This is a genomic window from Streptomyces sp. NBC_00080 (genome assembly GCF_045041255.1).
Lineage (GTDB): Bacteria > Actinomycetota > Actinomycetes > Streptomycetales > Streptomycetaceae > Streptomyces > Streptomyces coriariae.
In genome coordinates, this window is sequence record NZ_CP108235.1 from 8,502,232 (window position 1) to 8,523,342 (window position 21,111).

Annotated in this window: 22 protein-coding genes and 1 pseudogene; 12 read left to right on the forward strand and 11 right to left on the reverse strand. The window is 73.6% G+C overall.

Translation table 11 applies throughout. From position 1 onward, the window contains the following. Positions 1 to 29: 29 nt before the first annotated feature. Together OHU34_RS38000 and OHU34_RS38005 are read right to left on the reverse strand one after the other, a co-directional pair. Positions 30 to 785, reverse strand: a complete 756-nt coding sequence (locus OHU34_RS38000; protein WP_142268848.1) for a ferredoxin reductase — start codon at positions 783 to 785, stop codon at positions 30 to 32. Then, entirely contained in the window at positions 778 to 1,383 is a 606-nt protein-coding gene (locus OHU34_RS38005) for a sulfite oxidase-like oxidoreductase (RefSeq protein WP_142268847.1), read from the reverse strand. The genes OHU34_RS38000 and OHU34_RS38005 overlap by 8 nt, the downstream gene beginning before the upstream one ends. Positions 1,384 to 1,590: 207 nt before the next feature. Here OHU34_RS38005 and OHU34_RS38010 point away from each other — a divergent pair, with 207 nt between their 5' ends. Both OHU34_RS38010 and OHU34_RS38015 read left to right on the forward strand, forming a co-directional pair. After that, on the forward strand, positions 1,591 to 1,872 hold the full coding sequence (locus tag OHU34_RS38010) for a zinc-binding dehydrogenase (protein WP_372481814.1): 282 nt from the start codon (positions 1,591 to 1,593) through the stop codon (positions 1,870 to 1,872). Beyond that, positions 1,869 to 2,597, forward strand: coding sequence for a GNAT family N-acetyltransferase (locus OHU34_RS38015; protein ID WP_142268846.1), 729 nt, complete (start codon positions 1,869 to 1,871; stop codon positions 2,595 to 2,597). The genes OHU34_RS38010 and OHU34_RS38015 overlap by 4 nt, the downstream gene beginning before the upstream one ends. 16 nt (positions 2,598 to 2,613) lie before the next feature. Here OHU34_RS38015 and OHU34_RS38020 read toward each other — a convergent pair whose 3' ends face one another. Then, positions 2,614 to 3,075, reverse strand: coding sequence for a MarR family winged helix-turn-helix transcriptional regulator (locus OHU34_RS38020; RefSeq protein WP_200840017.1), 462 nt, complete (start codon positions 3,073 to 3,075; stop codon positions 2,614 to 2,616). A gap of 250 nt (positions 3,076 to 3,325) precedes the next feature. Here OHU34_RS38020 and OHU34_RS38025 point away from each other — a divergent pair, with 250 nt between their 5' ends. Continuing rightward, complete coding sequence (locus OHU34_RS38025; protein ID WP_405770682.1) at positions 3,326 to 4,204, forward strand: putative protein N(5)-glutamine methyltransferase; 879 nt, start codon at positions 3,326 to 3,328, stop codon at positions 4,202 to 4,204. On the opposite strand, the gene OHU34_RS38030 is transcribed toward OHU34_RS38025, so the two are convergent. Together OHU34_RS38030 and OHU34_RS38035 are read right to left on the reverse strand one after the other, a co-directional pair. Continuing rightward, complete coding sequence (locus tag OHU34_RS38030) at positions 4,197 to 4,901, reverse strand: hypothetical protein (RefSeq protein WP_142268844.1); 705 nt, start codon at positions 4,899 to 4,901, stop codon at positions 4,197 to 4,199. The genes OHU34_RS38025 and OHU34_RS38030 overlap by 8 nt on opposite strands. A 117-nt stretch (positions 4,902 to 5,018) precedes the next feature. Further along, entirely contained in the window at positions 5,019 to 7,085 is a 2,067-nt protein-coding gene (locus OHU34_RS38035; protein ID WP_142268843.1) for a SpoIIE family protein phosphatase, read from the reverse strand. Positions 7,086 to 7,325: 240 nt separating this feature from the next. Here OHU34_RS38035 and OHU34_RS38040 point away from each other — a divergent pair, with 240 nt between their 5' ends. The 4 genes from OHU34_RS38040 to OHU34_RS38055 all read left to right on the forward strand — a co-directional run bounded on the left by OHU34_RS38040 (position 7,326) and on the right by OHU34_RS38055 (position 11,442). Continuing rightward, a complete protein-coding gene (locus OHU34_RS38040) occupies positions 7,326 to 8,231 on the forward strand; it encodes a hypothetical protein (protein WP_230197031.1) in 906 nt (301 codons plus the stop codon). Positions 8,232 to 8,364: 133 nt separating this feature from the next. Beyond that, complete coding sequence (locus OHU34_RS38045) at positions 8,365 to 8,733, forward strand: hypothetical protein (protein ID WP_142268842.1); 369 nt, start codon at positions 8,365 to 8,367, stop codon at positions 8,731 to 8,733. A 116-nt stretch (positions 8,734 to 8,849) separates the two neighbouring features. Then, positions 8,850 to 10,865 carry an NADPH-dependent 2,4-dienoyl-CoA reductase gene (locus OHU34_RS38050; protein ID WP_230197032.1) on the forward strand — a complete coding sequence of 672 codons (2,016 nt, stop codon included), beginning with the start codon at positions 8,850 to 8,852 and terminating at the stop codon, positions 10,863 to 10,865. A gap of 31 nt (positions 10,866 to 10,896) precedes the next feature. Beyond that, positions 10,897 to 11,442 carry a PadR family transcriptional regulator gene (locus tag OHU34_RS38055; protein ID WP_230197033.1) on the forward strand — a complete coding sequence of 182 codons (546 nt, stop codon included), beginning with the start codon at positions 10,897 to 10,899 and terminating at the stop codon, positions 11,440 to 11,442. On the opposite strand, the gene OHU34_RS38060 is transcribed toward OHU34_RS38055, so the two are convergent. Beyond that, positions 11,439 to 11,984 (reverse strand): hypothetical protein, encoded by a 546-nt coding sequence (locus OHU34_RS38060; RefSeq protein WP_142268839.1) that lies wholly within the window; start codon positions 11,982 to 11,984, stop codon positions 11,439 to 11,441. The two genes, OHU34_RS38055 and OHU34_RS38060, sit on opposite strands and share 4 nt — an antisense overlap. A 331-nt stretch (positions 11,985 to 12,315) precedes the next feature. Then, on the reverse strand, positions 12,316 to 13,254 hold the full coding sequence (locus OHU34_RS38065) for a fibronectin type III domain-containing protein (protein ID WP_405772496.1): 939 nt from the start codon (positions 13,252 to 13,254) through the stop codon (positions 12,316 to 12,318). Between the two features lie 429 nt (positions 13,255 to 13,683). On the opposite strand from OHU34_RS38065, the pseudogene OHU34_RS38070 reads away from it, so the two are divergent. Beyond that, a pseudogene (locus OHU34_RS38070) lies at positions 13,684 to 14,382 on the forward strand (glycoside hydrolase family 75 protein); the annotation flags it as partial. A gap of 523 nt (positions 14,383 to 14,905) precedes the next feature. Here OHU34_RS38070 and OHU34_RS38075 read toward each other — a convergent pair. From OHU34_RS38075 to dhaK, 3 genes are read right to left on the reverse strand one after another with little or no spacing between them, the layout of a single operon-like run. Continuing rightward, the gene (locus OHU34_RS38075) at positions 14,906 to 15,316 is read right to left on the reverse strand and encodes a PTS fructose transporter subunit IIA (protein ID WP_054240767.1); all 411 of its coding nucleotides are present in this window, start codon (positions 15,314 to 15,316) and stop codon (positions 14,906 to 14,908) included. Between the two features lie 7 nt (positions 15,317 to 15,323). Further along, positions 15,324 to 15,935, reverse strand: a complete 612-nt coding sequence (gene dhaL, locus OHU34_RS38080; RefSeq protein WP_142268838.1) for a dihydroxyacetone kinase subunit DhaL — start codon at positions 15,933 to 15,935, stop codon at positions 15,324 to 15,326. 60 nt (positions 15,936 to 15,995) lie between these two features. Next, the gene (gene dhaK, locus OHU34_RS38085; protein WP_142268837.1) at positions 15,996 to 16,988 is read right to left on the reverse strand and encodes a dihydroxyacetone kinase subunit DhaK; all 993 of its coding nucleotides are present in this window, start codon (positions 16,986 to 16,988) and stop codon (positions 15,996 to 15,998) included. A 274-nt stretch (positions 16,989 to 17,262) separates the two neighbouring features. Between dhaK and OHU34_RS38090 the strand changes: the two genes are divergently transcribed. From OHU34_RS38090 to OHU34_RS38100, 3 genes are all read left to right on the forward strand, one after another. Continuing rightward, the gene (locus OHU34_RS38090; RefSeq protein ID WP_054240770.1) at positions 17,263 to 17,682 is read left to right on the forward strand and encodes a YciI family protein; all 420 of its coding nucleotides are present in this window, start codon (positions 17,263 to 17,265) and stop codon (positions 17,680 to 17,682) included. After that, positions 17,679 to 18,824 (forward strand): RNA polymerase sigma factor, encoded by a 1,146-nt coding sequence (locus OHU34_RS38095; RefSeq protein WP_142268836.1) that lies wholly within the window; start codon positions 17,679 to 17,681, stop codon positions 18,822 to 18,824. The genes OHU34_RS38090 and OHU34_RS38095 overlap by 4 nt, the downstream gene beginning before the upstream one ends. Positions 18,825 to 18,962: 138 nt before the next feature. Next, entirely contained in the window at positions 18,963 to 19,526 is a 564-nt protein-coding gene (locus OHU34_RS38100; protein ID WP_405770689.1) for a hemerythrin domain-containing protein, read from the forward strand. A 17-nt stretch (positions 19,527 to 19,543) separates the two neighbouring features. On the opposite strand, the gene OHU34_RS38105 is transcribed toward OHU34_RS38100, so the two are convergent. Beyond that, positions 19,544 to 20,071, reverse strand: a complete 528-nt coding sequence (locus OHU34_RS38105; RefSeq protein ID WP_405772499.1) for a hypothetical protein — start codon at positions 20,069 to 20,071, stop codon at positions 19,544 to 19,546. 245 nt (positions 20,072 to 20,316) lie between these two features. Here OHU34_RS38105 and OHU34_RS38110 point away from each other — a divergent pair, with 245 nt between their 5' ends. Further along, positions 20,317 to 21,105: a YqjF family protein gene (locus OHU34_RS38110; protein WP_142268834.1), complete on the forward strand. Its 789-nt coding sequence runs from the start codon at positions 20,317 to 20,319 to the stop codon at positions 21,103 to 21,105. The last annotated feature ends 6 nt before the right edge of the window (positions 21,106 to 21,111 follow it).

The following is a 21,111-nucleotide window of genomic DNA, read 5'->3' on the forward strand; positions in this document are numbered from 1 at the left end:
GGAGCGGCCCGGTGCGGCGGCCGGGCGGGTCAGCCGAAGCGTTCGATCCGGATGCGGTCGACCGGCTGCCCCGCCCGGACCAGCAGCCGCGAGGCGTGCTCGGCGAACGCGTTGGAGCCGCACACGTACGCCTCCCAGCCGCCCGCCGGCTCCTCGGCGAGCAGCGGGGCGAGGTGACCTGCCGCGAGCCGCCCCACGGGCACGCCCTCCGGCGCGCTCCGCGTGAACACGGGCGTCGTCTCGGCGCCGTACTCCCGCGCGTAGATCAGCTCTTCGGGACCGCGCGCGGACACCAGCAGCCGCAGCGGTACGTCGAGGCCGCGCGCCCGGTGGTGGCGGACCATCGACATCAGCGGGACGACCCCGGAGCCGGCGCCGATCAGCAGCGCGGGCCGGTCGCCCGGCCAGGCGAAGAAGCCGCTGAGCGGACCCCGCACCTGGACCTCGTCACCCGGCTGCGCCCTGGTGTGGAACCAGCCCGAGACCTCGCCGCCGTCCACGTGGTCCAAGGTCAGCTCGACGTGCCCGTCGTCGTCGGGCGCCGAGGCGATCGAGTAGTGGCGTTGGGCGGTGTAGCCGTCGTCGGCGGTCAGCCGCAGCATCAGGTGCTGGCCGGGCAGGTGCCCCGCCCAGGCCGGCACCGCGAACCGGAAGGTGGCCGCGTGCGGGGTCTCGCGGCGGATCTCGGTGAGCGTCGCCGTCTGCCACAGGGCGGCGGCCCGGTTGCTCACGGCGATCCGGCCCGGCACCGCGAACCGGGTCGGGGGAGTGAAGGTCTCAGTCACCGGCGTACCTCTGCTCCTCCCACGGGTTGCCCCGCGCGTGATAGCCGTTCTGCTCCCAGAAGCCCGGCTCGTCGTGGTCGAGCAGCCGCAGGCCCGCGATCCACTTGGCGCTCTTCCAGAAGTACAGGTGCGGCACCAGCAGCCGCGCCGGACCGCCGTGCTCGGCCGCGAGGGGCTTCCCGTCGTACTCCCAGGCGATCCACGCCCGGCCGCCGGTCAGGTCGGACAGGGGCAGGTTGGTGGTGTAGCCGGTGTGCGAGTACGCGACGGCGTGGGTCGCGGACGCGTCGGGCCGTGCGGCCGCGAGGAAGGCGTCCAGGGACACGCCCCCGAACCGCACCCCGAACTTGGACCAGCTGGTCACACAGTGGATGTCACCCTCGTACGCGGACTCCGGCAGCGTGTGCGCCTCGTCCCAGTCCCAGGTGCGGGGCGCCGCCACCAGCCCGTCGACGCGGAAGGTCCACTCCGCGGGCGCGAGGTCGGGTGTGACCTCGGCGGACAGCACGGGCCAGTCGTCGCCCGCGTCGTACTGGCCGGGGGGCAGTCCCGGACGGTGGGCGCGGGGGCGGCAGGTGAAGCCTCGGGTGACGTTCATGCGGTTCCAGCGGGAGGACGGCGGATGTTCACGCAGTCAACCGTACGTGCATGTCAGCCCTGCTCCGCACCCGGTCCGCCCGCCGATCATTAAGCCCGTATGAACAGTCCCGCGAGGGGGGAATAGGCACCGGGCCCCGGCTCTTGCACGTGTCGTTCCGGATCCAGCGGCCCAGCGGTCCGGTGCCGACGAAGGAGAGTGGGAGCAATGCCGAAGGCGTACGTCTTCACCCGGTACGGCGGCCCGGAGACCGAGGCCATCACCGCCGGAGCCCCGGCCGAGGAGGTCGAGCGGCTGGGCGGCGCCCGGGTGGCCCGCGCCCGTGACACGGCCGTGCAGCGGGCGGTGGCGGACCTGGTCGTGCGCGGCGAGCTGAACCCGCAGGTCACCCTCACGTTCCCGCGGGAGCGGGCGGGCGAGGCACTGCGCGAGGTCGAGAGCGGCCACGCCCGGGGCAAGGTCGTCCTGGAGATCGGAGCGGACGGATGAGCGCCATCGAGCCCCCGCACGTCCTCGACAACCCCGCCCTCGCCTCCCTCACCGGTCCGCACGCCCACTTCGCCGAGCGCCGGGGCCGGGTGCTGCGCTACCCCGTCGACGTGTCGCCCTGGCTGGCCCTGCCGGACGAGCCGGACGCGGCCGACTGGGCGGATCTCGCAGCGCTCGCCGGCCCCGGCGCGGAGGTCCCGCTGCCGGGCTTCCGCGGTGAGCTCCCGGCCGGCTGGGAGCTCACCCTGCAGATCGAGGGCGTGCAGTTCGTCGACGACGGGCTGGCCGCCGCACCCGAACCCGAGGCGGTCCGGCTCGGTCCCGCCGACGTACCGGACATCCTCGACCTGATCGCCCGCACCCAGCCGGGGCCGTTCGAGGCCCGGACCATCGAACTCGGCACCTACCTGGGCATACGACGGGACGGCGCCCTGATCGCCCTGGCCGGCGAGCGCCTGCATCCGCCGGGCTGGACCGAGATCAGCGCGGTCTGCACCGACCCCGCCTTCCGGGGCGAGGGCCTGGCGACCCGGCTGATCCTGGCCGTCGCCCACGGCATCCGCGAACGGGGCGAGACGCCCTTCCTGCACACCAGCGCCGGCAACACGAACGCCATCCGGCTCTATCAGTCCCTGGGCTTCCGGCTGCGCCGCAGAACGGCGTTCCTGGCGGTACGGGTGCCGGAGCGGCTGGGGGAGGGGCGGGAGTCGGTCCCGGTGGCGTAGCGGGCCGGCCGGGGGGTCACGGGGCCGCCGGGGGAGCCGGGTCGCTCCCGGCGGCGGGCCCGCGCCACGCGTTGTAGCGCACCAGGTACTCCGCGAACCGCTCCAGGTCCGCCTGCGGCCACTGCGCCAGCCGTTCCCGGAAGGCCGTACGGCGGCTCTCGGTGACCTGGGCGAGGATGCGGTGGCCCGTGTCGGTGAGGTGCAGGACCTGGACGCGGTGGTCCTCGGGGTCCTGGCGCCGCTCGATCAGGGCGGCCCGCTCCAGGGCGCCGACCTGGCGGCTGACCGTGGACTTGTCCAGGGCGTAGTGCGCGGCGAGGTCGGTGGCCCGGCAACCGCCGCTCTCCTCGAGATGGCCGAGGAGCGTGTAGGACACCAGCGACAGCTCGGGGTGCAGCCGGCCCGCCGAGGCACGGGCCCGCCGGGCGAAGCTCGTCATCTCCCGCTGGATGGTCTCCACGGCCTCGGGTGCTTCCACCGGTCCTCCCTCACTAGCCTGGTTGCATAGTACAACTTCAGGTGGCGAGGGCTTTCGTGCCAGGAACGTCGTCCGATCTCTGGGGTAGGGTGGTCGTCCGGCTGCGGAGGTTCCCAGTCGCGCGTGACCGAGGAGGTGAGACCCATTACCGCAGTGTCAGGTCGGGTGCTCTCCTCCCGTGACAGCGTGGATCGCCGCCGGTAGGCGACCGTGAGAGCGCCCTTCGGCTTCCGAAAGGCTTCGCGGCTTCATGCCCCCTCGTTCTCCCGCCTCTTCGTCTTCTCCCGCTTCTTCTCCCCCTCCGAGTTCTTCTGGTTCGTCTCCCGTTGGCTCGTCGCCCTCCCCGGCCTCACTCTTGTCGTCCCGTGACGTCCTGGTCGCCGTTCTGCGGGGCGCCGGGTGTGTGTTCGCCGAGGAGGAGGCGGAGTTGATCCTCGGCGCGGCCCGTACGCCCGACGAGGCCGCGGCCATGGCGGCCCGCCGCGCGGCGGGCCTGCCCCTCGAACACGTCGTCGGCTGGGCCGAGTTCCACGGTCTGCGGATCACCGTCGAGCCGGGCGTCTTCGTGCCCCGCCGCCGCACCGAGTTCCTCGTCGACCAGGCCCTCGCCGCGATGCCGCACGCCCGCGTCGTCGTCGACCTGTGCTGCGGCTCGGGCGCCGTCGGCGCCGCCCTCGCCGCATCCCTCGGACAAGTCGAGCTGCACGCCGCGGACATCGACGCGGCGGCGGTGAGCTGCGCCCGGCGCAACATCGCCGAGCACGGCGGACACGCCTACGCCGGCGACCTGTTCGCGGCGCTTCCCGGGCAACTGCGGGGCCGAATAGACATCTTGGCGGCGAACGTGCCCTACGTCCCGACCGGCGAGGTCCCCTTGCTGCCCGCGGAGGCCCGGGACCACGAGCCGCTCACCGCCCTCGACGGCGGCGGTGACGGGCTGGACGTGCTGCGCCGGGTCGCCGCCGAGGCGCCGCGCTGGCTCGCCCCCGGCGGCTGTGTCCTCGTCGAGACCAGCGAGCGCCAGGCCCCGGCCGCCGTCGAGGCGTTCACCCGCGGCGGTCTGACGGTGCGTCTGGCCGCGGACGAGGGGCTGTACGCCCACGTGGTCGTCGGCACCAGGGTCAGGTAGCGGCTCCGCTGCCCGTGGGGCCGGGGGAGCGGTCGTCCCCGCGGTTCCACGGGCCGTGCCCCGGGGCGTCGTCGTGGCGGTCGCCGGGCCCGCGTTCGCCCGGGCCGCGGTCCCGGAAGGTGCCGGACAGGACGCGGTCGGCGGTGTTGGTGTCCCCGGAACGGGAGCCGAAGACGAGGACGGTGTCGCCCTTCTTCAACGCGTCGGCCCCGGAGCCGGAGGAACCCTCGGCGGACACGGTCGTGTCCGCACCCACCGTCCACGTCCACGAGACGCCGTCCTCGCTCCGGACGGTGACCCGGTCGTCGGCCACCTTCGCCACGGCGCCCCGCTGCCAGACGCGGACGACCCAGTCGCCGGTGTCGGGGTCCTTGACGGTCGCCTCACCGTGCGCCGCGTCCCCGCCGAGGCCGAACCACGGGCCGCCGTGGCCGTGCCGTCCAGCGGGCCCCTCGGAGGAGGACGCGGACGGGGCCGCCGACGGCGAACCGCCTCCGGAGTCCCCCGAGGCCGCCGCGTAGGCGACGGTGCCGCCGAGCGCCAGGACGGCGACGGTGGTGGCCGCGATCAGCGCCCGCCCGCGGGCCGACCGGCGCCGCCACGGCGCGCGCAGGTCCGTACGTTCCCGTTCCCCTTCGACCGGTCCCGAGAGCAGTTCGACCTCTTCCGGCCCCTCGGGCCTGTCCGGCTCCTGCATCACGGCTCACTCTCCTCGGCCACGACGGCGGCACCACTGCCACGCCTCACTGTGATTGTCCGAGGTGTCCGGTAAGGAAGCGATAACGAAAGCCTGTGAATCGGACGGCGGCGCCGCTCACTCCCCGGCTCGCGCACGTGCCACCAGCAGAGCCACGTCGTCGTGGTTGTCGGGGTGGTGCAACGCGCTCAGCAGCAGGTCGCACACCTCCTCCAGCGGCCGCGCGGGATCGTCGAGCAGCGCCAGCAGCGCCTCCAGACGTTCGTCGAGCGAGTGGGTGCGGGTCTCGACCAGGCCGTCGGTGTACAGCACGAGCTGGTCGCCGGGGGCGAAGTCGACGTCGGTCGTGGAGAACGGCACCCCGCCCACGCCCAGCGGCGCGCCGGTGGGCAGGTCGAGCAGCTCCGGCGGACGGTTCGGGCGGATGTGCACCGGCGGCAGATGGCCGGCGTTGGCGATCCGGCATCTCCCCAGCCGGGGATCGTGGACGGCGTACACACAGGTGGCGATGAAGTGGTCCAGGCCCTGGGTGATCCGGTCCAGGTGCTCCAGGAGGACCGCCGGGTCGAGGTCGAGGGAGGCCAGCGTGGTCGTCGCGGTGCGCAGCCGGCCCATCGTGGCGGCGGCGTCGATACCGCTGCCCATGACGTCGCCGACGACGAGCGCCGTCTTGCCGTCCGGGAGCGGTATGACGTCGAACCAGTCGCCGCCGACCTCGGTGGTGGCGCCCGCGGGCTGATAGCGGGAGGCGACCTCGAGGCCGCCCGTGACGGCCGGATGGCTCGGCAGCAGGCTGCGCTGGAGGGTGAGCGCGGTGGTGCGGGCGCTCTGGTACCAGCGGGCGTTGTCGATCTGGACTGCCGCCCGGGCCGCCAGCTCACGCGCGAGCAGCAGGTCGTCGTGGTCGAACGGCAGCGGGTTGCGGGTCCGTTTGAGGTCGAGGGCGCCCAGTACCTCGCCCCGCGCGATGAGCGGCACGGCCAGATAGGAGTGCACACCGGCCCGCGCCAGCAGTGCGGCCGCCTCGGGGGAGTGGGCGATCCGCCCGAGGTCCTCGTCCTTGACCTGGGCCACCATGACCGGCCGGCCCGAGCGTACGCACTCGGTGACGAGCCGGTCGGGCGCGTAGCGGGCCACCTGGCCGGGCTGGTCGGCGGCCCGCAGGGCGTCGGGCTCGTCGGCGCCGCACACCGCGAGGGCGCGGATCACGGCCGACTCGGCGGGCCCGAGGCTGGTGCGGCGGCCGCCCATCACCGCGTCGAGCAGATCCACCGCGGCCACGTCCGCCAGTTCCGGCACGGCCACGTCGGCCAGTTCGAAGGCGGTGCGCTCCAGATCCAGGGTGGTGCCGATCCGGGCGGAGGCGTCCGCGATCAGCGCCAGCCGGCGGCGCGCCGCCTCGGCCTCGACGGCGGCCAGGTGCCGGTCGGTGACGTCGACGACCGAGACGGCCACGCCCAGCACGGTGCCCCGGGCGTCCTCCAGGCGGTACAGGGAGAGTGACCAGACGTGGTCCTCGTCCGGATCGGCGGGGGTGCGGCCGACCGTGGACCGGTCGACGAGCCGCTCCCCGGTCCGCAGCACCTGGCGCGCCGCCGCCTCCAGCGCCTCCGCGTCCAGCCGGGGCAGCACCTCGTGTATGGTCCGGCCGAGGTGATCGGCGGCGGGAACGCCGTTGATCCGCTCCAGTGCAGGGTTGACCGAGACGTACCGCAGGTCGGTGTCCAGGACGGCCAGGCCGTTGGGGGACTGCGCGACCATCCGCGTCGACAGCGCCAGGTGTCGTTCCAGCCGGCGCACCGTCGTCCGGTCGGTGGCGAGACCCAGGGCGTAGACGTCGCCCCGGTCGTCCATGAGGCGCATGTTGCGGAACTCCACCAACCGGGTGGTGCCGTCCTTGCGAAGGATCGGGAACGCCCCCGCCCAGCTCTCGCCGGTGGCCATGACATCGGCGAACAGCTGCACGACCAGGTCGACGTGCCGTTCGTGGACCATCACATGGGCCGCGTACCGCCCCAGCGCCTCATGGGCCGAGTATCCGAACAACTCCTCGGCCTGGGGGCTCCACAGGGCGATGCGGCCCTGGGTGTCGAGCACCACAGAAGCCACGTTGAGCACGTCCAGCAGGCCGCTGGGCCCGGTCGGGCCACCGCCCTCAGCCGCGGACGATCCGGCTCCGTTCATGCCACGCACCGCCTCCGCATATCGACGCGGCACGCCGTCCCCCGTGCCGACTCCCCTGTTCTACCGTGCTCAACCCTTTTCTCCCACGCCTGGGGCGCCCTTCTTCATGCTCCTCCAGTACGGCGTCGCGCGCCGTTCTCCTCAAGGCCCGCACCTGTCCATGGAATTGGTCTGTACATGACTATCCTGCCGGGCCAGACTGTCCGCCGAGCGCGCCCACCCCCCTCGACGAGGAGTCCCATGCCCCTGCGTCCTGCCCGCCGCCGTCGCACCACGGCCGGCATCGCCCGCACCGCCGCCCGCACCGCCTCCCTGGCGCTGGCCGTGGCGACGGTCGCCGTCCTCTCCGCGGCCCCGCCCGCCGCGGCCGCCGACACCTGGACCGAGGTCGGCTCCGACCGTGCCGACCCGCTGACCGAGAGCCAGGGCCTGGCGTCGGTCGAGGTCCCGGCGGGCAGCGCCAACCGCTACACCGGCATCGGCACCATCCCCTTCGCCGTCTCCACCCGGGGCTGGAACCACGTCGGCGACCCCGACGCCTCCTATGACGGCTACTACGTCGAGCCGTACCAGAGCGACTCGAACAACGCGAAGATGTACCGCGTGCAGGCACCGGGCGGCGCCTGGTCGGAGTACGTCCACGCGCTCGGATCCGGTGAGGCCCTGAACAACTCCTGGGCGGCGATCACCCCGAACAGCCAGTGGATGCTGTCCGGCGAGTGGGGCACCATGACCCGGTTCCTCGTCTTCCCGACCCCGGGCGCCAACCCCGTCACCTCGCCCTCCGCGAACCTGCCGCAGGTGTCGACCGTCCGCCTCGACCATGCGGTGCGCGATGTCCAGGGCTGCGACTTCACCGGCCCGACCACCCTGCTGTGCGCCTCGGACGACCCGGCGGGCACCCTCTTCGGCATCACCAAGCCCCTCCTCCAGATCGACCTGTCCGCCGAACCGAACGGCACCTCCGACGTCACCGGCCATGTCACCGCCCTGCGCCAGCTTCCGCTGCGCAGCTCCTGCTCGGGCACGTTCGAGGCCGAGGGCATCGACTACGACCGCCGTTCCGGCACCCTGCGGGTGATCGTCGTGTCGCCCGGGTTCTGTGTGCTGACCGACAGCAAGACCTACCGCTTCACCCGGAGCTGACCGGGGGCCGGCGGGCCTCCGGCGCCCCTCCTGTCGCTGGTCCCACTCGGAAAGTGGTGCTTTTCTGGGGATGTGGCGCGGTTCGCGGGGAACCCGCACCTCCGCGCCACATCCCATGAGAGGAGCGATCACGATGGATCGCGAACGACCGCACGAGGAGTCCGTCTCCGTCGAGATCAGCGGATGCAGCAAGGAGGACGCCCGGATCGTGTTCGACATGCTCGGCGAGTGCTTCGCATCGGACCGCGGCAGCGACGAGGTGCCGCAGCAGCTGCACGAGAGCCGTCCGATGGTGTGGCTCGGCACCTTCGAGGTGACCGAGACGCATGACTGCGCGCGCCCGGCCCGGCTCTCGTCCTCCGTGGAGGCCGACGCGCAGGGCAGTTACTGGGCGATCGAGCGGCTCCGCTCGACGCTGGACTCGGTCTTCGCGGTGCGCGACCTCTCCTCGGCCTCCGGGGACCAGGAGCGGCAACTGCACGTCCTGCTGGAGAGCCGGTGAGGCGACGCTGCCGGTGACCTGCGGCACATGACGCCGATCCCATTGTGCAACTAGTTGCACAACCCGTGCACGGTCCTCTAGAACTGGAGGGAAGACACCGCGCACGGAGGGCTGTCATGAGCCGTTACCCGCACCTGCTGAGCCCGCTCGACCTGGGCTTCACCACGCTGCCCAACCGCGTCCTGATGGGCTCGATGCACGTCGGCCTCGAAGAGGCCGAGCGTGGCTTCGAGCGCATGGCCGCGTTCTACGCCGCCCGGGCACGCGGGGGAGTGGGCCTCATCGTCACCGGCGGCATCGCCCCCAACGACGAGGGCCGGCCCTACGAGGGTGGCGCGAAGCTCACCACGGAGGCGGAGGCCGAGCAGCACCGGGCGATCACCGAGGCCGTGCACCGCGAGGGCGGCCGCATCGCGATGCAGATCCTGCACTTCGGCCGGTACGCCTATCACCGGGACCTGGTCGCTCCCAGCCCGCTCCAGGCGCCGATCAGCCCCTTCCCGCCCCGCGAGCTGACCGACGCCGACGTCGAGCGCACGATCGAGGACTACGTCCGTGCCGCCCGGCTCGCGCGGCAGGCCGGTTACGACGGCGTCGAGATCATGGGCTCCGAGGGCTACCTCATCAACGAGTTCATCGCCGCCCCGACCAACCACCGCACCGACCGCTGGGGCGGCTCGTACGAGAACCGGATGCGCTTCCCCGTCGAGATCGTGCGGCGGGTGCGCGAGGCGGTCGGCGAGGACTTCATCGTCGTCTACCGGCTGTCCATGCTGGACCTGGTGCCCGGCGGCTCGACCCTGGACGAGGTCGTCACCCTCGCGAAGGCCGTCGAGGCGGCCGGCGCCACCCTCATCAACACCGGCATCGGCTGGCACGAGGCGCGCATCCCCACCATCGCCACCTCCGTGCCGCGCGGCGCCTACACCTGGGTGACGAAGAAGCTCATGGGCGCGGTCTCCGTCCCGCTCGTCACCACCAACCGCATCAACACCCCCGAACTCGCCGAGGAACTGATCGCCGACGGCTGCGCGGACATGGTGTCGATGGCCCGTCCGATGCTCGCCGACCCCGAGTTCGTGGCCAAGGCCGCGGCCGGTCGGCCCGAGGCCATCAACACCTGCATCGGCTGCAACCAGGCGTGCCTCGACCACACCTTCAGCGGAAAGATCACCTCCTGCCTGGTCAATCCGCGCGCCTGCCACGAGACCGAGCTGACCCTCGCCCCGACCCGGCTGCGCAAGCGGGTCGCGGTGGTGGGCGCCGGCCCGGCGGGCCTGGCCTGCGCCGTGAGCGCCGCCGAACGCGGGCACGACGTCACCCTCTTCGACGCGGCGAGCGAGATCGGCGGCCAGCTCAACGTGGCCCGCAAGGTCCCCGGCAAGCAGGAGTTCGACGAGACGCTGCGCTACTTCCGCCACCAGCTCGACGCGCACGGTGTGGACGTACGGCTCGACACGTACGTCGGCGCGGGGGACCTGGCCGAATACGACGAGGTCGTCGTCGCCACCGGCGTCAGCCCCCGCACCCCCGACATCCCCGGCGTCGACCACCCGAGCGTCGTCGGCTATCTCGACGTCCTGCGCGACGGCGCCCCCGTCGGCGACCGCGTCGCGATCCTCGGCGCGGGCGGCATCGGCTTCGACGTCGCGGAGTTCCTCACCGACGGCGGCGACAAGGCGAGCGAGGACCCGGCGGTCTACTTCCGCCAGTGGGGCGTCGACATGGACTACCAGGGCCCCGGCGGTCTCACCGCCCCCGAGCGCCCGGCACCGCCGCGCACGGTCCACCTCCTCCAGCGCAAGACCGGCAAGGTCGGCGCGGGCCTCGGCAAGACCACCGGCTGGATCCACCGCACCGAGCTCAAGCACCGGGGCGTCACGATGGTTCCCGGGGTGCGCTACGACCGGATCGACGACGCCGGGCTGCACCTCACCGTCGGCGAGCGGAGCACGCTCCTGGAGGTCGACACCATCGTGCTGTGCACGGGCCAGGACCCGCGCCGGGACCTGTACGAGGCGCTGGTCGCCGACGGCGGAAAGGTGCACCTCATCGGGGGCGCGGACGTCGCCGCCGAACTGGACGCCAAGCGCGCCATCCAGCAGGGCACGGAACTGGCGGCGGCACTGTAGGACCGGCCCGGCGCCTCCCTAGGATGACTGCATGTCACTCCCGCACGCGATCCTCACCGCCCTGCTCGAGAGGCCCTCGTCGGGGCTGGATCTGACCCGCCGGTTCGACCGGTCGATCGGCTACTTCTGGTCGGCCACGCACCAGCAGATCTATCGCGAGCTGGGAAAACTGGAGTCCGAGGGGCACATCCGGGCCCTGCCGGCACAGGCGCCGGCCCGCGGGCAGAAGAAGGCCTACGAGGTGCTGCCCGCGGGACGCGCCGAACTCGCCCGGTGGACGGCGGCCGCCCAGGACCCGAAGCCGCACCGCGACGCCATGCTGCTGCGGCTGCGCGCCGCGGCGGTCGTCGGCACCGCGGGCCTCGAGGCCGACCTGCGCCGCCATCTCGAACTGCACCGGCGGCAGTTGGCCGAGTACGAGGAGATCGAGAAGCGCGACTTCCCGCCCGGCGACGAGAGCCCGCAGGCCAGGCTCCAGCACCTGGTCCTGCGCGCGGGCATCGAGCTGGAGACCTTCTGGACGCAGTGGCTCACCGAGGCCGTCGAGGAACTGCCTGTCGTGGAGGACACGGCCTAGAGCCGGTACGGCTTCGAGCGGCGGCGCAGGAACCACGCCGCCGCGATGACGCCCGTCCCCACCAGCGCCCCGCCCACCCCCATGGCGACGGGGCCGACGTCGCGGGCCGCGCCACCGAGGCCTCCCATGACGCCCCGCGAGGGCGTGGGCGTCACCGTGACCCTCGGGGAGGCCGTGGCCGGGGTCGAGACGATCACCGACTGGGTGCCCGCGGTGCTGCCGTTGGAGCACATGACGACCACGGTGTACGTGCCCGGGGAGACCCCGGACCAGGCGGCGGACTGCCCGGCCGCCGTCCCGGACAGGGCGACCTGGCGCCCCTGGGCGAAACTCGCCTGGGCGCTGCCGAGCAGCGCCGCCGTGCCCCAACTGCCGTTGATCTGGGTGCAGGCGCTGGTCACGACCGACACCGTGGAGCCGGTCGTGCTCACGGAGATGCCCGAAGCGCGGGCCGCGGCTGGCTGGGCGGTGAGGGCGAGCGGCAGGGCGGCGGCGGCTGCGACGGTCAGCCCTGAGCGGACGAGGAAACGGGAAGTGCGCATCGGATGTCCTCCGGCGGCGGCACGGTTGGCGGTACATCCCTTGCGCCGCCGAAGGTCGGGTACGCCCGTGCTGCCTCACGGGAAGCCAACGCGCCCCGGTCCCGCCGCGCATGCGGACGGCCACCGCCCAGGTGACGGATTCCTCCGGACGGCCCATGCGGACCGCTTTCCCGGCGTGGTGACCGACCCGCGGCCCGAGGGGCGCTTCGACGGTGCCCCGGCCCCGTGCCCCGGCCCGGCGCGACCCATAGCGCGAGCGTCGGCCCGACGGGCGGCCTGGCCGTGGCCCGCACCCTGGCCGGGCCGGCAGCGCACCGCCGGGTGCCGCCTCTCAGCGCCGTGCGCCCGTCGTCACCGTCCGCTCCACCGAGTACGCGCCCCATGTGCCGTCCGGCAGCCGGGCCCGCAGCCGCACCCGGTGTCCGGCTCCTGCCTCCCGCCCCACATAGAAGCTGTACGTCGCCCTTCCCCGCGGCGGGGTCCCGCCCCACACCAGCGAGGTGGCCGGCCGCCCGTCGAGCTGGATCTGGTACTCCGTGACCACCCCGTCCACCCGGGGCGGCACCCACGACAGGTCGAGGTAGTACGACCCGTCGGCAAGGTGGGCGCTCGCCCGGAAGTCGGCCGGCGCCGTCTCCGCCCCCTCGTCGTCACCCGGCGCGGTGGTCAGGCGCACGGGCGCACCGGCGGGCGAGACGTTGTCGGCCGCGTCCCGGGCCCGGACGGTGAACGAGTAGCGTGCGCCGGGACGCAGTCCCGTGACGACCGTCGCCGTCTGACCCCCGCCGACGCTGTGGATCCGCACGCTACCCTGGTAGACGTCGTAGGACACCACCTTGCGGTCGTCCGTGGCCGGCGTCCAGGACAGCTGGACGGCCCGGCTGCCGGCCGCCCGGCCCGTCACCGCGCCCGGCGGGGTCGGGGGCGAGCGGTCCGCGGCGGCGGCCGCCGGTGTCGTGGCCCGCACCTCCCGGCTGCGCGGACCGAGGCGCCCGTCGCCGTCGCGGGCCCGCACGGTGAAGACGTACGTGGTCGACGGCGAGAGGCGGACGACGTCCAGCATGTGCGCGGAGCCGGGCACCTCGCGGACCTTCTCGGAACCGCGGTACACCTCGTAGGCGCTGACGGCGGGGTCCGCGGCGACCGCGTTCCACATGACGTGCACGCTCGTCGCGCTTCCGGCCTCCGCGGTGACCCCGGTCGGCGCGCCCGGCGCGCCTCCTTCGTCCCGGCTCCCGCCCGCGCACCCGCAGCACAGGGCTGCCGCCAGGCCGTACACCACGACCCACAGCACAACGCGTCGCACGGCTTCGCCTCCCGGCCCGGCACGGCGGCAATGGTCCGGACCAATATGACGCGGCGGTGCGCACACATCAAGGGGGCGGACGGACGGGGCCGCCGTCGGCGACCGCTTCCGGAGGTTACGTATGCTGAAGTTCCTCCCGGCTTGAACTCACCCTCAGCGCTCGTGAGTTCAAGCCGGCGGCGCGGACCGCTGTCGTCGCTGATCCCGCGCCGGCAAAGCGGCCCGGGGCCCGGAGCCGAAACGGTGTCCGGGCCCCCGGCCCTCTGTCGCACCGTCGGCCGCCCCGAGGATGCTCCTCGTGCTCCGTACGGCCCCTTCGGGCTGGCCCCGGGGCGTGATCGACACCAGATTGTTCCGGGTGTCCGTCAATGCCCCCACGAGAGGGTCCGTATCGTGCGCGTCCAGTCGCTGACGCTGGCCGCGGCCGGCCTTGCCCTGCTGGCCCCGACCACCTCACCCGTCGCCCCGCATCCGTCCTCGGGCGCCCTCGGGGCTCCGGCGCCCCGGCAGGAAGGCACGATCCGTGCCGCCGACCTGTTGGCCCGGGTCCGCGACTGCGCCCCCGTCTCGCGCGGCCGCTACCGCCCGGACGAGGGCGCGGCGGCCACGGTCCCGGTCTGCGGTACCGACGAGGCGGTGTTCTGGACGGCCGACATGGACATCGACTGCGACGGCCGCCCGGGTCCGGAGTGCAACAGCCGCACCGACCCGCTGTTCTCCGACGCGACGGCCTATCAGCAGTCCGACGGCCGCTATCTGAGCGCCGAGACGCTGCCCTACATCGTGGTGCCCGGGGTGAGCGCACTCTGGGACCACCGTGACCACGGGGTGCGCGGGGGCTCGGTCGCGGCCGTCGTCTACCAGGACCGGGTGCAGTACGCGGTCGTCGGCGACACGGGACCGAGCGGGATCATCGGCGAGGCGTCGTACGCCACCGCCAAGGCGCTCGGCATCCGTCCCGATCCGCGCGGCGGCGGCACCCCCTCCGGCGTCACGTACATCGTCTTCAAGGACTCCCGGGCGACCCCCATCGAGAGCCATGCGTCGGCGGTGGAGGTGGGGGAGCGACTGGCGCGGCTCTTCGTGCGCGGCACGAAGGAACAGCCCCGTCCGCCGGAGGAGGAGGCGGACGAATGGGCGCCGGGCGGTCTCGCGGAGCCGCCGCAGGGCGAGGGCGGCGTGGCGTGGCGGACGGGTGCCGGCAGCGAAGGCCGCGCAGCCGCCAAGGGCGACGGCGGGGCCACCCCCCAGGAGCCGCAGGACCGGGAGGAGCGGGCGGCGCCGAAGGAGGACGAGGCTCCGGAGGCACCGTCGGACGACACCGACGACACCGACGACACGGAGGCTCAGGAGGCCCTGGACGCCGAGACGGGCGGGACGGGCGGGACGGACGAGGGGGACGAGGGAGAAGGCGACGAGGAGGCCGCGTAGGCGGAGTCCGGCCCGGCCTACGCGGCTCTGCGCGCCGCCGTGGAGCACCACGCGTGGCATGCCGAGGCCACCGGCACGGACCCCGCGACGGTAGGGGCCGAGCTGGCGGAGGCCCCGCGCTCGGCCCTCGTGGTGGCGTCGGAGGGACTGACCTGACCGCGCGTCGCACGCCGGCCGTGCCGCCTCAGACCTTCCGGTAGCCGTACGCCTCCACGGCCGCCGCCTCCACCGCGTCCAGGTCGGCACCGGTCGCCGCCGTCACCACCGCGGCCACCGCGCCCTCGACGAACGGGGCGTCCACCAGCCGTGCGGTGTCGGGCAGTTCGTCGCCCTCCGCGAGCAGTGCCTTGACCGTGAGGACGGCGCTGCCCAGATCGACGAGGACCGCGACCCCGGCGCCCCGGTCCACCGAGGCGGCAGCGGCGGTGATCAGCTCGGCACTCGTGCCCAGCCCGCCGCCCGCCGTACCGCCCGCCGCGGCGACCGGCACCACCGGACCGCCGCCCACCAGGCCCAGCGCCAGCCCGGCCACCGCCGACGCGACCTCCGCGCTGTGCGACACCAGCACCACGCCCACCAGCTTCTCGTCGCTCATCGGTGCCTCACTCCCCGCCCGCGTCGGCGCCGGTGTCGGCGAGGGCGGCGACGAGCAGCGCCGACGAGGTGGCGCCCGGATCCTGATGCCCGATGCTGCGCTCGCCCAGATAGCTGGCCCGGCCCTTGCGGGCCTGGAGCGGCGTCGTCGCCTCGGCACCCTGCTCGGCGGCGGCCCGGGCGGCGCCGAAACCCTCGGGGAGGGCGTCGACGGCCGGTACCAGCGCGTCGATCATGGTCTTGTCGCCGGGTGCGGCACCGCCGAGCTGCATCACCGCGTCCACTCCGGCACGCAGCGCTTCGGCGAACCGCTCCTCGTCCACCTCGGCCGCGTCCCCGAGCGCCTTGCCGGTCCGGCGCAGCAGCGTGCCGTACAGGGGCCCCGAGGCCCCGCCCACCGTCGAGATCAGCTGGCGTCCCGCGAGCACCAGGACGGCGCCCGGCGTCTCGGGTGCCTCCTTCTCCAGCGCCGCGCTCACCGCGGTGAAGCCACGCCGGAGGTTGCTGCCGTGATCCGCGTCCCCGATGGGTGAGTCGAGCGCCGTGAGCCAGTCCGCCTCGCGGTCGACGGACGCGGCGGTCGCGGTCATCCAACGGCGGAAGAAATCGGCATCGAGCACGGGATCTCCTTGCATGGTCGGTACGGTCGGGGCGCCTGTCCCGGTGTTTCTCTCCCTGCCTCACACACCCCAGCGCAGCCCGGGGGTCTTCACCGGCGCGTCCCACAGGCGCAGCAGTTCCTCGTCCACCTGGCACAGGGTCACCGAGGCGCCGGCCATGTCGAGGGACGTCACGTAGTTGCCCACGAGCGTACGGGCGACCGCCACCCCGCGCTGGGCCAGCAGGCGGTGCACCTCGGCGTTGAAGCCGTACAGCTCCAGCAGGGGTGTCGCGCCCATGCCGTTGACCAGGAGGAGCACCGGATTGCGGGGCGTCATGTCGTCCAGGATCGCGTGGATCGCGAAGTCGGCGATCTCGCCGGACGTCATCATCGCCCGCCGCTCCCGTCCGGGCTCCCCGTGGATGCCGACGCCCAGCTCCAGCTCGCCGGCCGGCAGATCGAAGGTCGGGCTGCCCTTGGCCGGTGTGGTGCACGCGCTGAGCGCCACGCCGAAGCTGCGGGAGTTCTCGTTGACCTGCCGGGCGACCGCCTCGACCTGCTCCAGCGGCTGCCCCTCCTCGGCGGCCGCACCCGCGATCTTCTCCACGAACAGGGTCGCGCCCGTGCCGCGCCGCCCGGCCGTGTAGAGGCTGTCGGTCACGGCGACGTCGTCGTCGACCAGGACCTTCGCGATCTGGATGCCCTCGTCCTCGGCCAGCTCGGCGGCCATGTCGAAGTTGAGCACATCGCCCGTGTAGTTCTTGACGATGAACAGCACACCCGCCCCGCTGTCGACGGCCGCCGCGGCACGCACCATCTGATCCGGCACCGGCGAGGTGAACACCTCACCCGGGCAGGCCGCCGAGAGCATTCCGGGCCCGACGAACCCACCGTGCAGCGGCTCGTGCCCCGAGCCGCCGCCGGACACCAGCGCCACCCTGCCCGCCACCGGAGCGTCCCGCCGCACGACCACCCGGTTCTCGACATCGACGGTCAGCTCGGGATGGGCGGCCGCCATTCCACGCAGCGCGTCCGCGACCACGGTCTCCGCAACGTTGATCAGCATCTTCATGGGTACCTCCTGATGAGACTGACAAAGGAGCCTGTGACCCCCGTTTCCTCAGGTCGGTGTCACGATCCCAGGATCGGGCGTGTTCCGCGTTCCCTTCGAGCATCCCCGATATCCCGGGCGGCTACCAGATGCCGGCGGAGCGGGCGGGTCCCCACCGGGGTCGTCCACCGGAGCCGAAAAAACTTCCGCGGACGATGTCGAGAACCCGTGGCCGGCTCCGTCCCCGTGGTGGAAGCGACCACAATGGGCCGCACCCGCACCGAGGAGAACGACGATGGCAAAGTACTTGCTGCTCAAGCACTATCGCGGCGCCCCGGCTTCGGTCAACGACGTGCCGATGGACCAGTGGACGCCGGAGGAGATCTCGGCCCACGTGCAGTACATGAACGACTTCGCGGCCCGGCTGGAGGAGACCGGCGAGTTCGTCGACAGCCAGGCGCTCGCCGCCGAGGGTTCGTTCGTCCGGTACGACGGCGAGGGCCGCCCGCCGGTCACCGACGGCCCGTTCGCCGAGACCAAGGACCTCATCGCCGGCTGGATGGTGATCGACGTCGACAGCTACGAGCGCGCCGTCGAGCTGGCCGGGGAACTGTCGGCCGCGCCCGGGAAGGGCGGGGAGCCGATCCACGAGTGGCTCGAGTTGCGCCCGTTCCTGGGCGCGCACCCCACGGTCACCGAGTGCACTCTGAAGTGAACGAGATCCTGATCCGGAGCCTCACGCCGAGCGTGCTCGGGATCCTCGTCCGCCGCGGAGCCGACTTCGCGGCGGCCGAGGACGCCGTGCAGGACGCGCTGGTCGAGGCGGTCCGCGTATGGCCGGCCGACCCGCCGCGGGACGCGAAGGGCTGGCTGATCACGGTCGCCTGGCGCCGCTTCCTCGACGCGACCCGGGCGGACGCAGCCCGCCGCAGGCGCGAGGACCTCGTCGACGAGGAGCCGGTGCCCGGGCCCGCGCCCGCGGCGGACGACACGCTCCAGCTCTACTTCCTGTGCGCCCACCCGTCGCTGACGCCGTCGTCCGCGGTCGCGCTCACGCTGCGCGCCGTCGGCGGGCTGACCACCCGCCAGATCGCGCAGGCCTACCTGGTGCCCGAGGCGACCATGGCGCAGCGCATCAGCCGGGCCAAGCGAACCGTCTCCGGCGTGCGGTTCGACCAGCCCGGCGACGTCGCCACCGTGCTGCGCGTCCTCTACCTGGTCTTCAACGAGGGCTACTCCGGTGACGTCGACCTCGCCGCCGAGGCCATCCGGCTCACCCGGCAGCTCGCGGCGGCGATCGACCACCCCGAGGTGGCGGGGCTGCTCGCCCTCATGCTGCTCCACCACGCCCGGCGCGCCGCCCGGACCGCGCCCGACGGGAGCCTGGTGCCGCTCGCCGAGCAGGACCGCGGCCGGTGGGACACCCGGGCGATCGCCGAGGGCGTCGTGATCCTCCAGGCGGCGCTCGCCCGCGACCGGCTGGGCGAGTTCCAGGCCCAGGCCGCGATCGCGGCGCTGCACGCCGACGCGCCCACCGCCGGGGAGACCGACTGGGTGCAGATCGTCGAGTGGTACGACGAGCTGGCGGGCCTGACCGACAACCCGGTCGTCCGGCTCAACCGTGCGGTGGCCGTCGGTGAGGCCGACGGGCCGCGCGCCGGGCTGGCGGCGCTCGCGGCGCTGGACGACTCGCTGCCCCGCCACACCGCGGTGGCGGCGTACCTCCACGAACGCGACGGCGACCTGACGACGGCGGCGCGGCTGTACGTCGAGGCGGCCCGGAAGGCACCCAACCTCGCCGAGCGCGACCACCTGACCCGCCAGGCCGCCCGGCTGAACGTCCGCCTGTCCCGCTGACGGGCCGCTGCCGGCCCCGGTCCGGGACGGGCCGTACGGCGTGTCGTGTCGATCTGTCGCATCGATCTGTCGAGGTCGGGCACTCGGGGCGGGACGGCTCCGGTCCGGGGCCGTCGTGCCAGGCTGGAGGTGTGGGACATGGGTCATGGTGGGAACGTGATCGACGAGCTGGTGACCGATCACCACGAGGTCGAGGAGTTCTTCGGCCGGATCGAGGCACTGCCGTCCGGTGCCAAGGACCGCAAGCTGTACGCGGACCAGGCCACGATGGAGCTGGTCCGGCATTCGGTGGCCGAGGAGGCGTACCTCTACCCGGCGGTGCGTGAGCACGTACCCGGCGGCGAGGCCCTGGCCGACAAGGAACTCGAGGACCACGCGCGGGCCGAACAGCTCATGAAGGACCTGGAGGGCTGTCGGGCGGACGACCCCGAGTTCGACCGGCTCATCGGCATGCTCATGCGCGAGATCCGCGAGCATGTGGCCGACGAGGAGCAGAACCTGTTCCCGAGGCTGCGCGCGGTGTGTCCGGCGGACACCCTCGACGACCTCGGCGACAAGGTACGCAAGGCGAAGAAGACGGCCCCGACCCGTCCGCACCCGGCCGCCCCGGACAAGCCCCCGGCGAACAAGATGCTGGCCCCCGGCGTCGGGATGATCGACCGCATGCGCGACGCGCTGACCGGCCGCGGCAGGGCCGACTGAGCCGGCCCCGGTGGCCGTCAGGCGATGAGCGCCGGGCCCCGGCCGAGGCGGCCGAGGAGCTGTGTGTGATGGAGGCCGGCCACGGAGGCGAGGAGGTCGGGGTGGCGCAGCAGCGCCGCCGCCTGCCGGTCGCGCCGGTCGGGTGCGACCAGACGCCGGAAGTCCGGCGCCGTCCCACGGGTGTGGTCGCCGCCGGCGAGCCCGGCCACCGCGCCCGCGGCCAGTCCCGGATCGGCGAGCAGACAGGCCGCCCAGCTCGCCACGACCTCGTCCACCCAGCTCCGCCAGGCCGCGTCGTCCGTGTCCCGGCCGGTGTCCGGGTCCGCGCCGCTGATCCGGTCGAGCCGGGCCGAGCCGCCCGGGCCCGCGATGCCGAGCAGAGCGGCGTCCGTGACGGTCGGATAGCGCAGCCAGGCCGCGACGGTCACCGCCTGCCGGGCCTGCGCCTCGCACAGGGCGGAGGCGAGCGCGCCGCCGCTCGCCGGGTAGGCGCGGGTCAGCCATTCGGTGGTGGCGGCGATGACGGGGGAGAGATCTGCGAGCACGGAGCCGTCCGGGGTGTGCGGCGAGAAGAACGGGAAGCTCCGCAACCGTAGCCCGCGACCCCCGCCGGACGACATGCCCGAGTCCCCGCCCCGACCGTGGCCTCGACCACAGCACCACCCGGCGCCCCACCCACGACCCCACCGGCATCACCCACCGGGACCCACCCACCGCCGAGACCCGTCGCCGCCCGGCCGAGCCCGGCCCGCAACCCGCCCCCGGGCGGGGCCTCTGCGATACTGGCGCCGTGCCGTCGACACCGCAGCCGCGGGCCCTGGTTCCCCCGCATCCGATAACACCCGACGCACCGGACGCGATAGCGCGGCCCCTGCTCACCCAGTCCTGGCTCGACCTCACCTTCGTGCACTGGGCCGCGGACCCGGCCGACGTGGCCGGGCTGCTGCCGCCGGGGACCGTCCCGGACACGCTGGACGGTGTGACCTACGTCGGGCTGGTCGCGTTCCGGATGCATCGCGTCGGCTGGTTGCGTCTCCCGGGCGTTCCCTACCTGGGGTCCTTTCCCGAGACGAACGTCCGCCTCTACTCGGTGGACGAGCACGGTCGCCGGGGTGTGGTCTTCCGGTCGCTCGACGCCTCCCGGCTGCTGCCGGTCGCGGTGGGCCGGATCGGGTTCCGGATGCCCTACGTGTGGTCCCGTATGGCGATCGACGCCGACGCCGACACCGTCACGTACACCAGCCGCCGCCGCTGGCCCGGCCCGCGCGGGGCGAGCAGCCGGCTCACCGTGCGGGTGGGTGAACGGATCGGGGAACCGACCGCGTCGGAGCACTTCCTGACCGCGCGCTGGGGCATGCACAGCGCCTTCTTCGGCCGGTCGATGTACCTGCCCAACGCCCATCCGCGCTGGCCGCTGCACCGGGCCGAGCTCGTGGAGTGCGAGGAGGACCTGGTGACGGCGGCGGGCCTGCCGGAGCCGGTGGGGGAACCGGTGAGCGTCCTGTACTCACCGGGCGTCCCGGCCCGCTTCGACCGTCCGGCCCGGCCCCACCGTCCGGCGGGCATCCCGACCCCCTGACCGCAC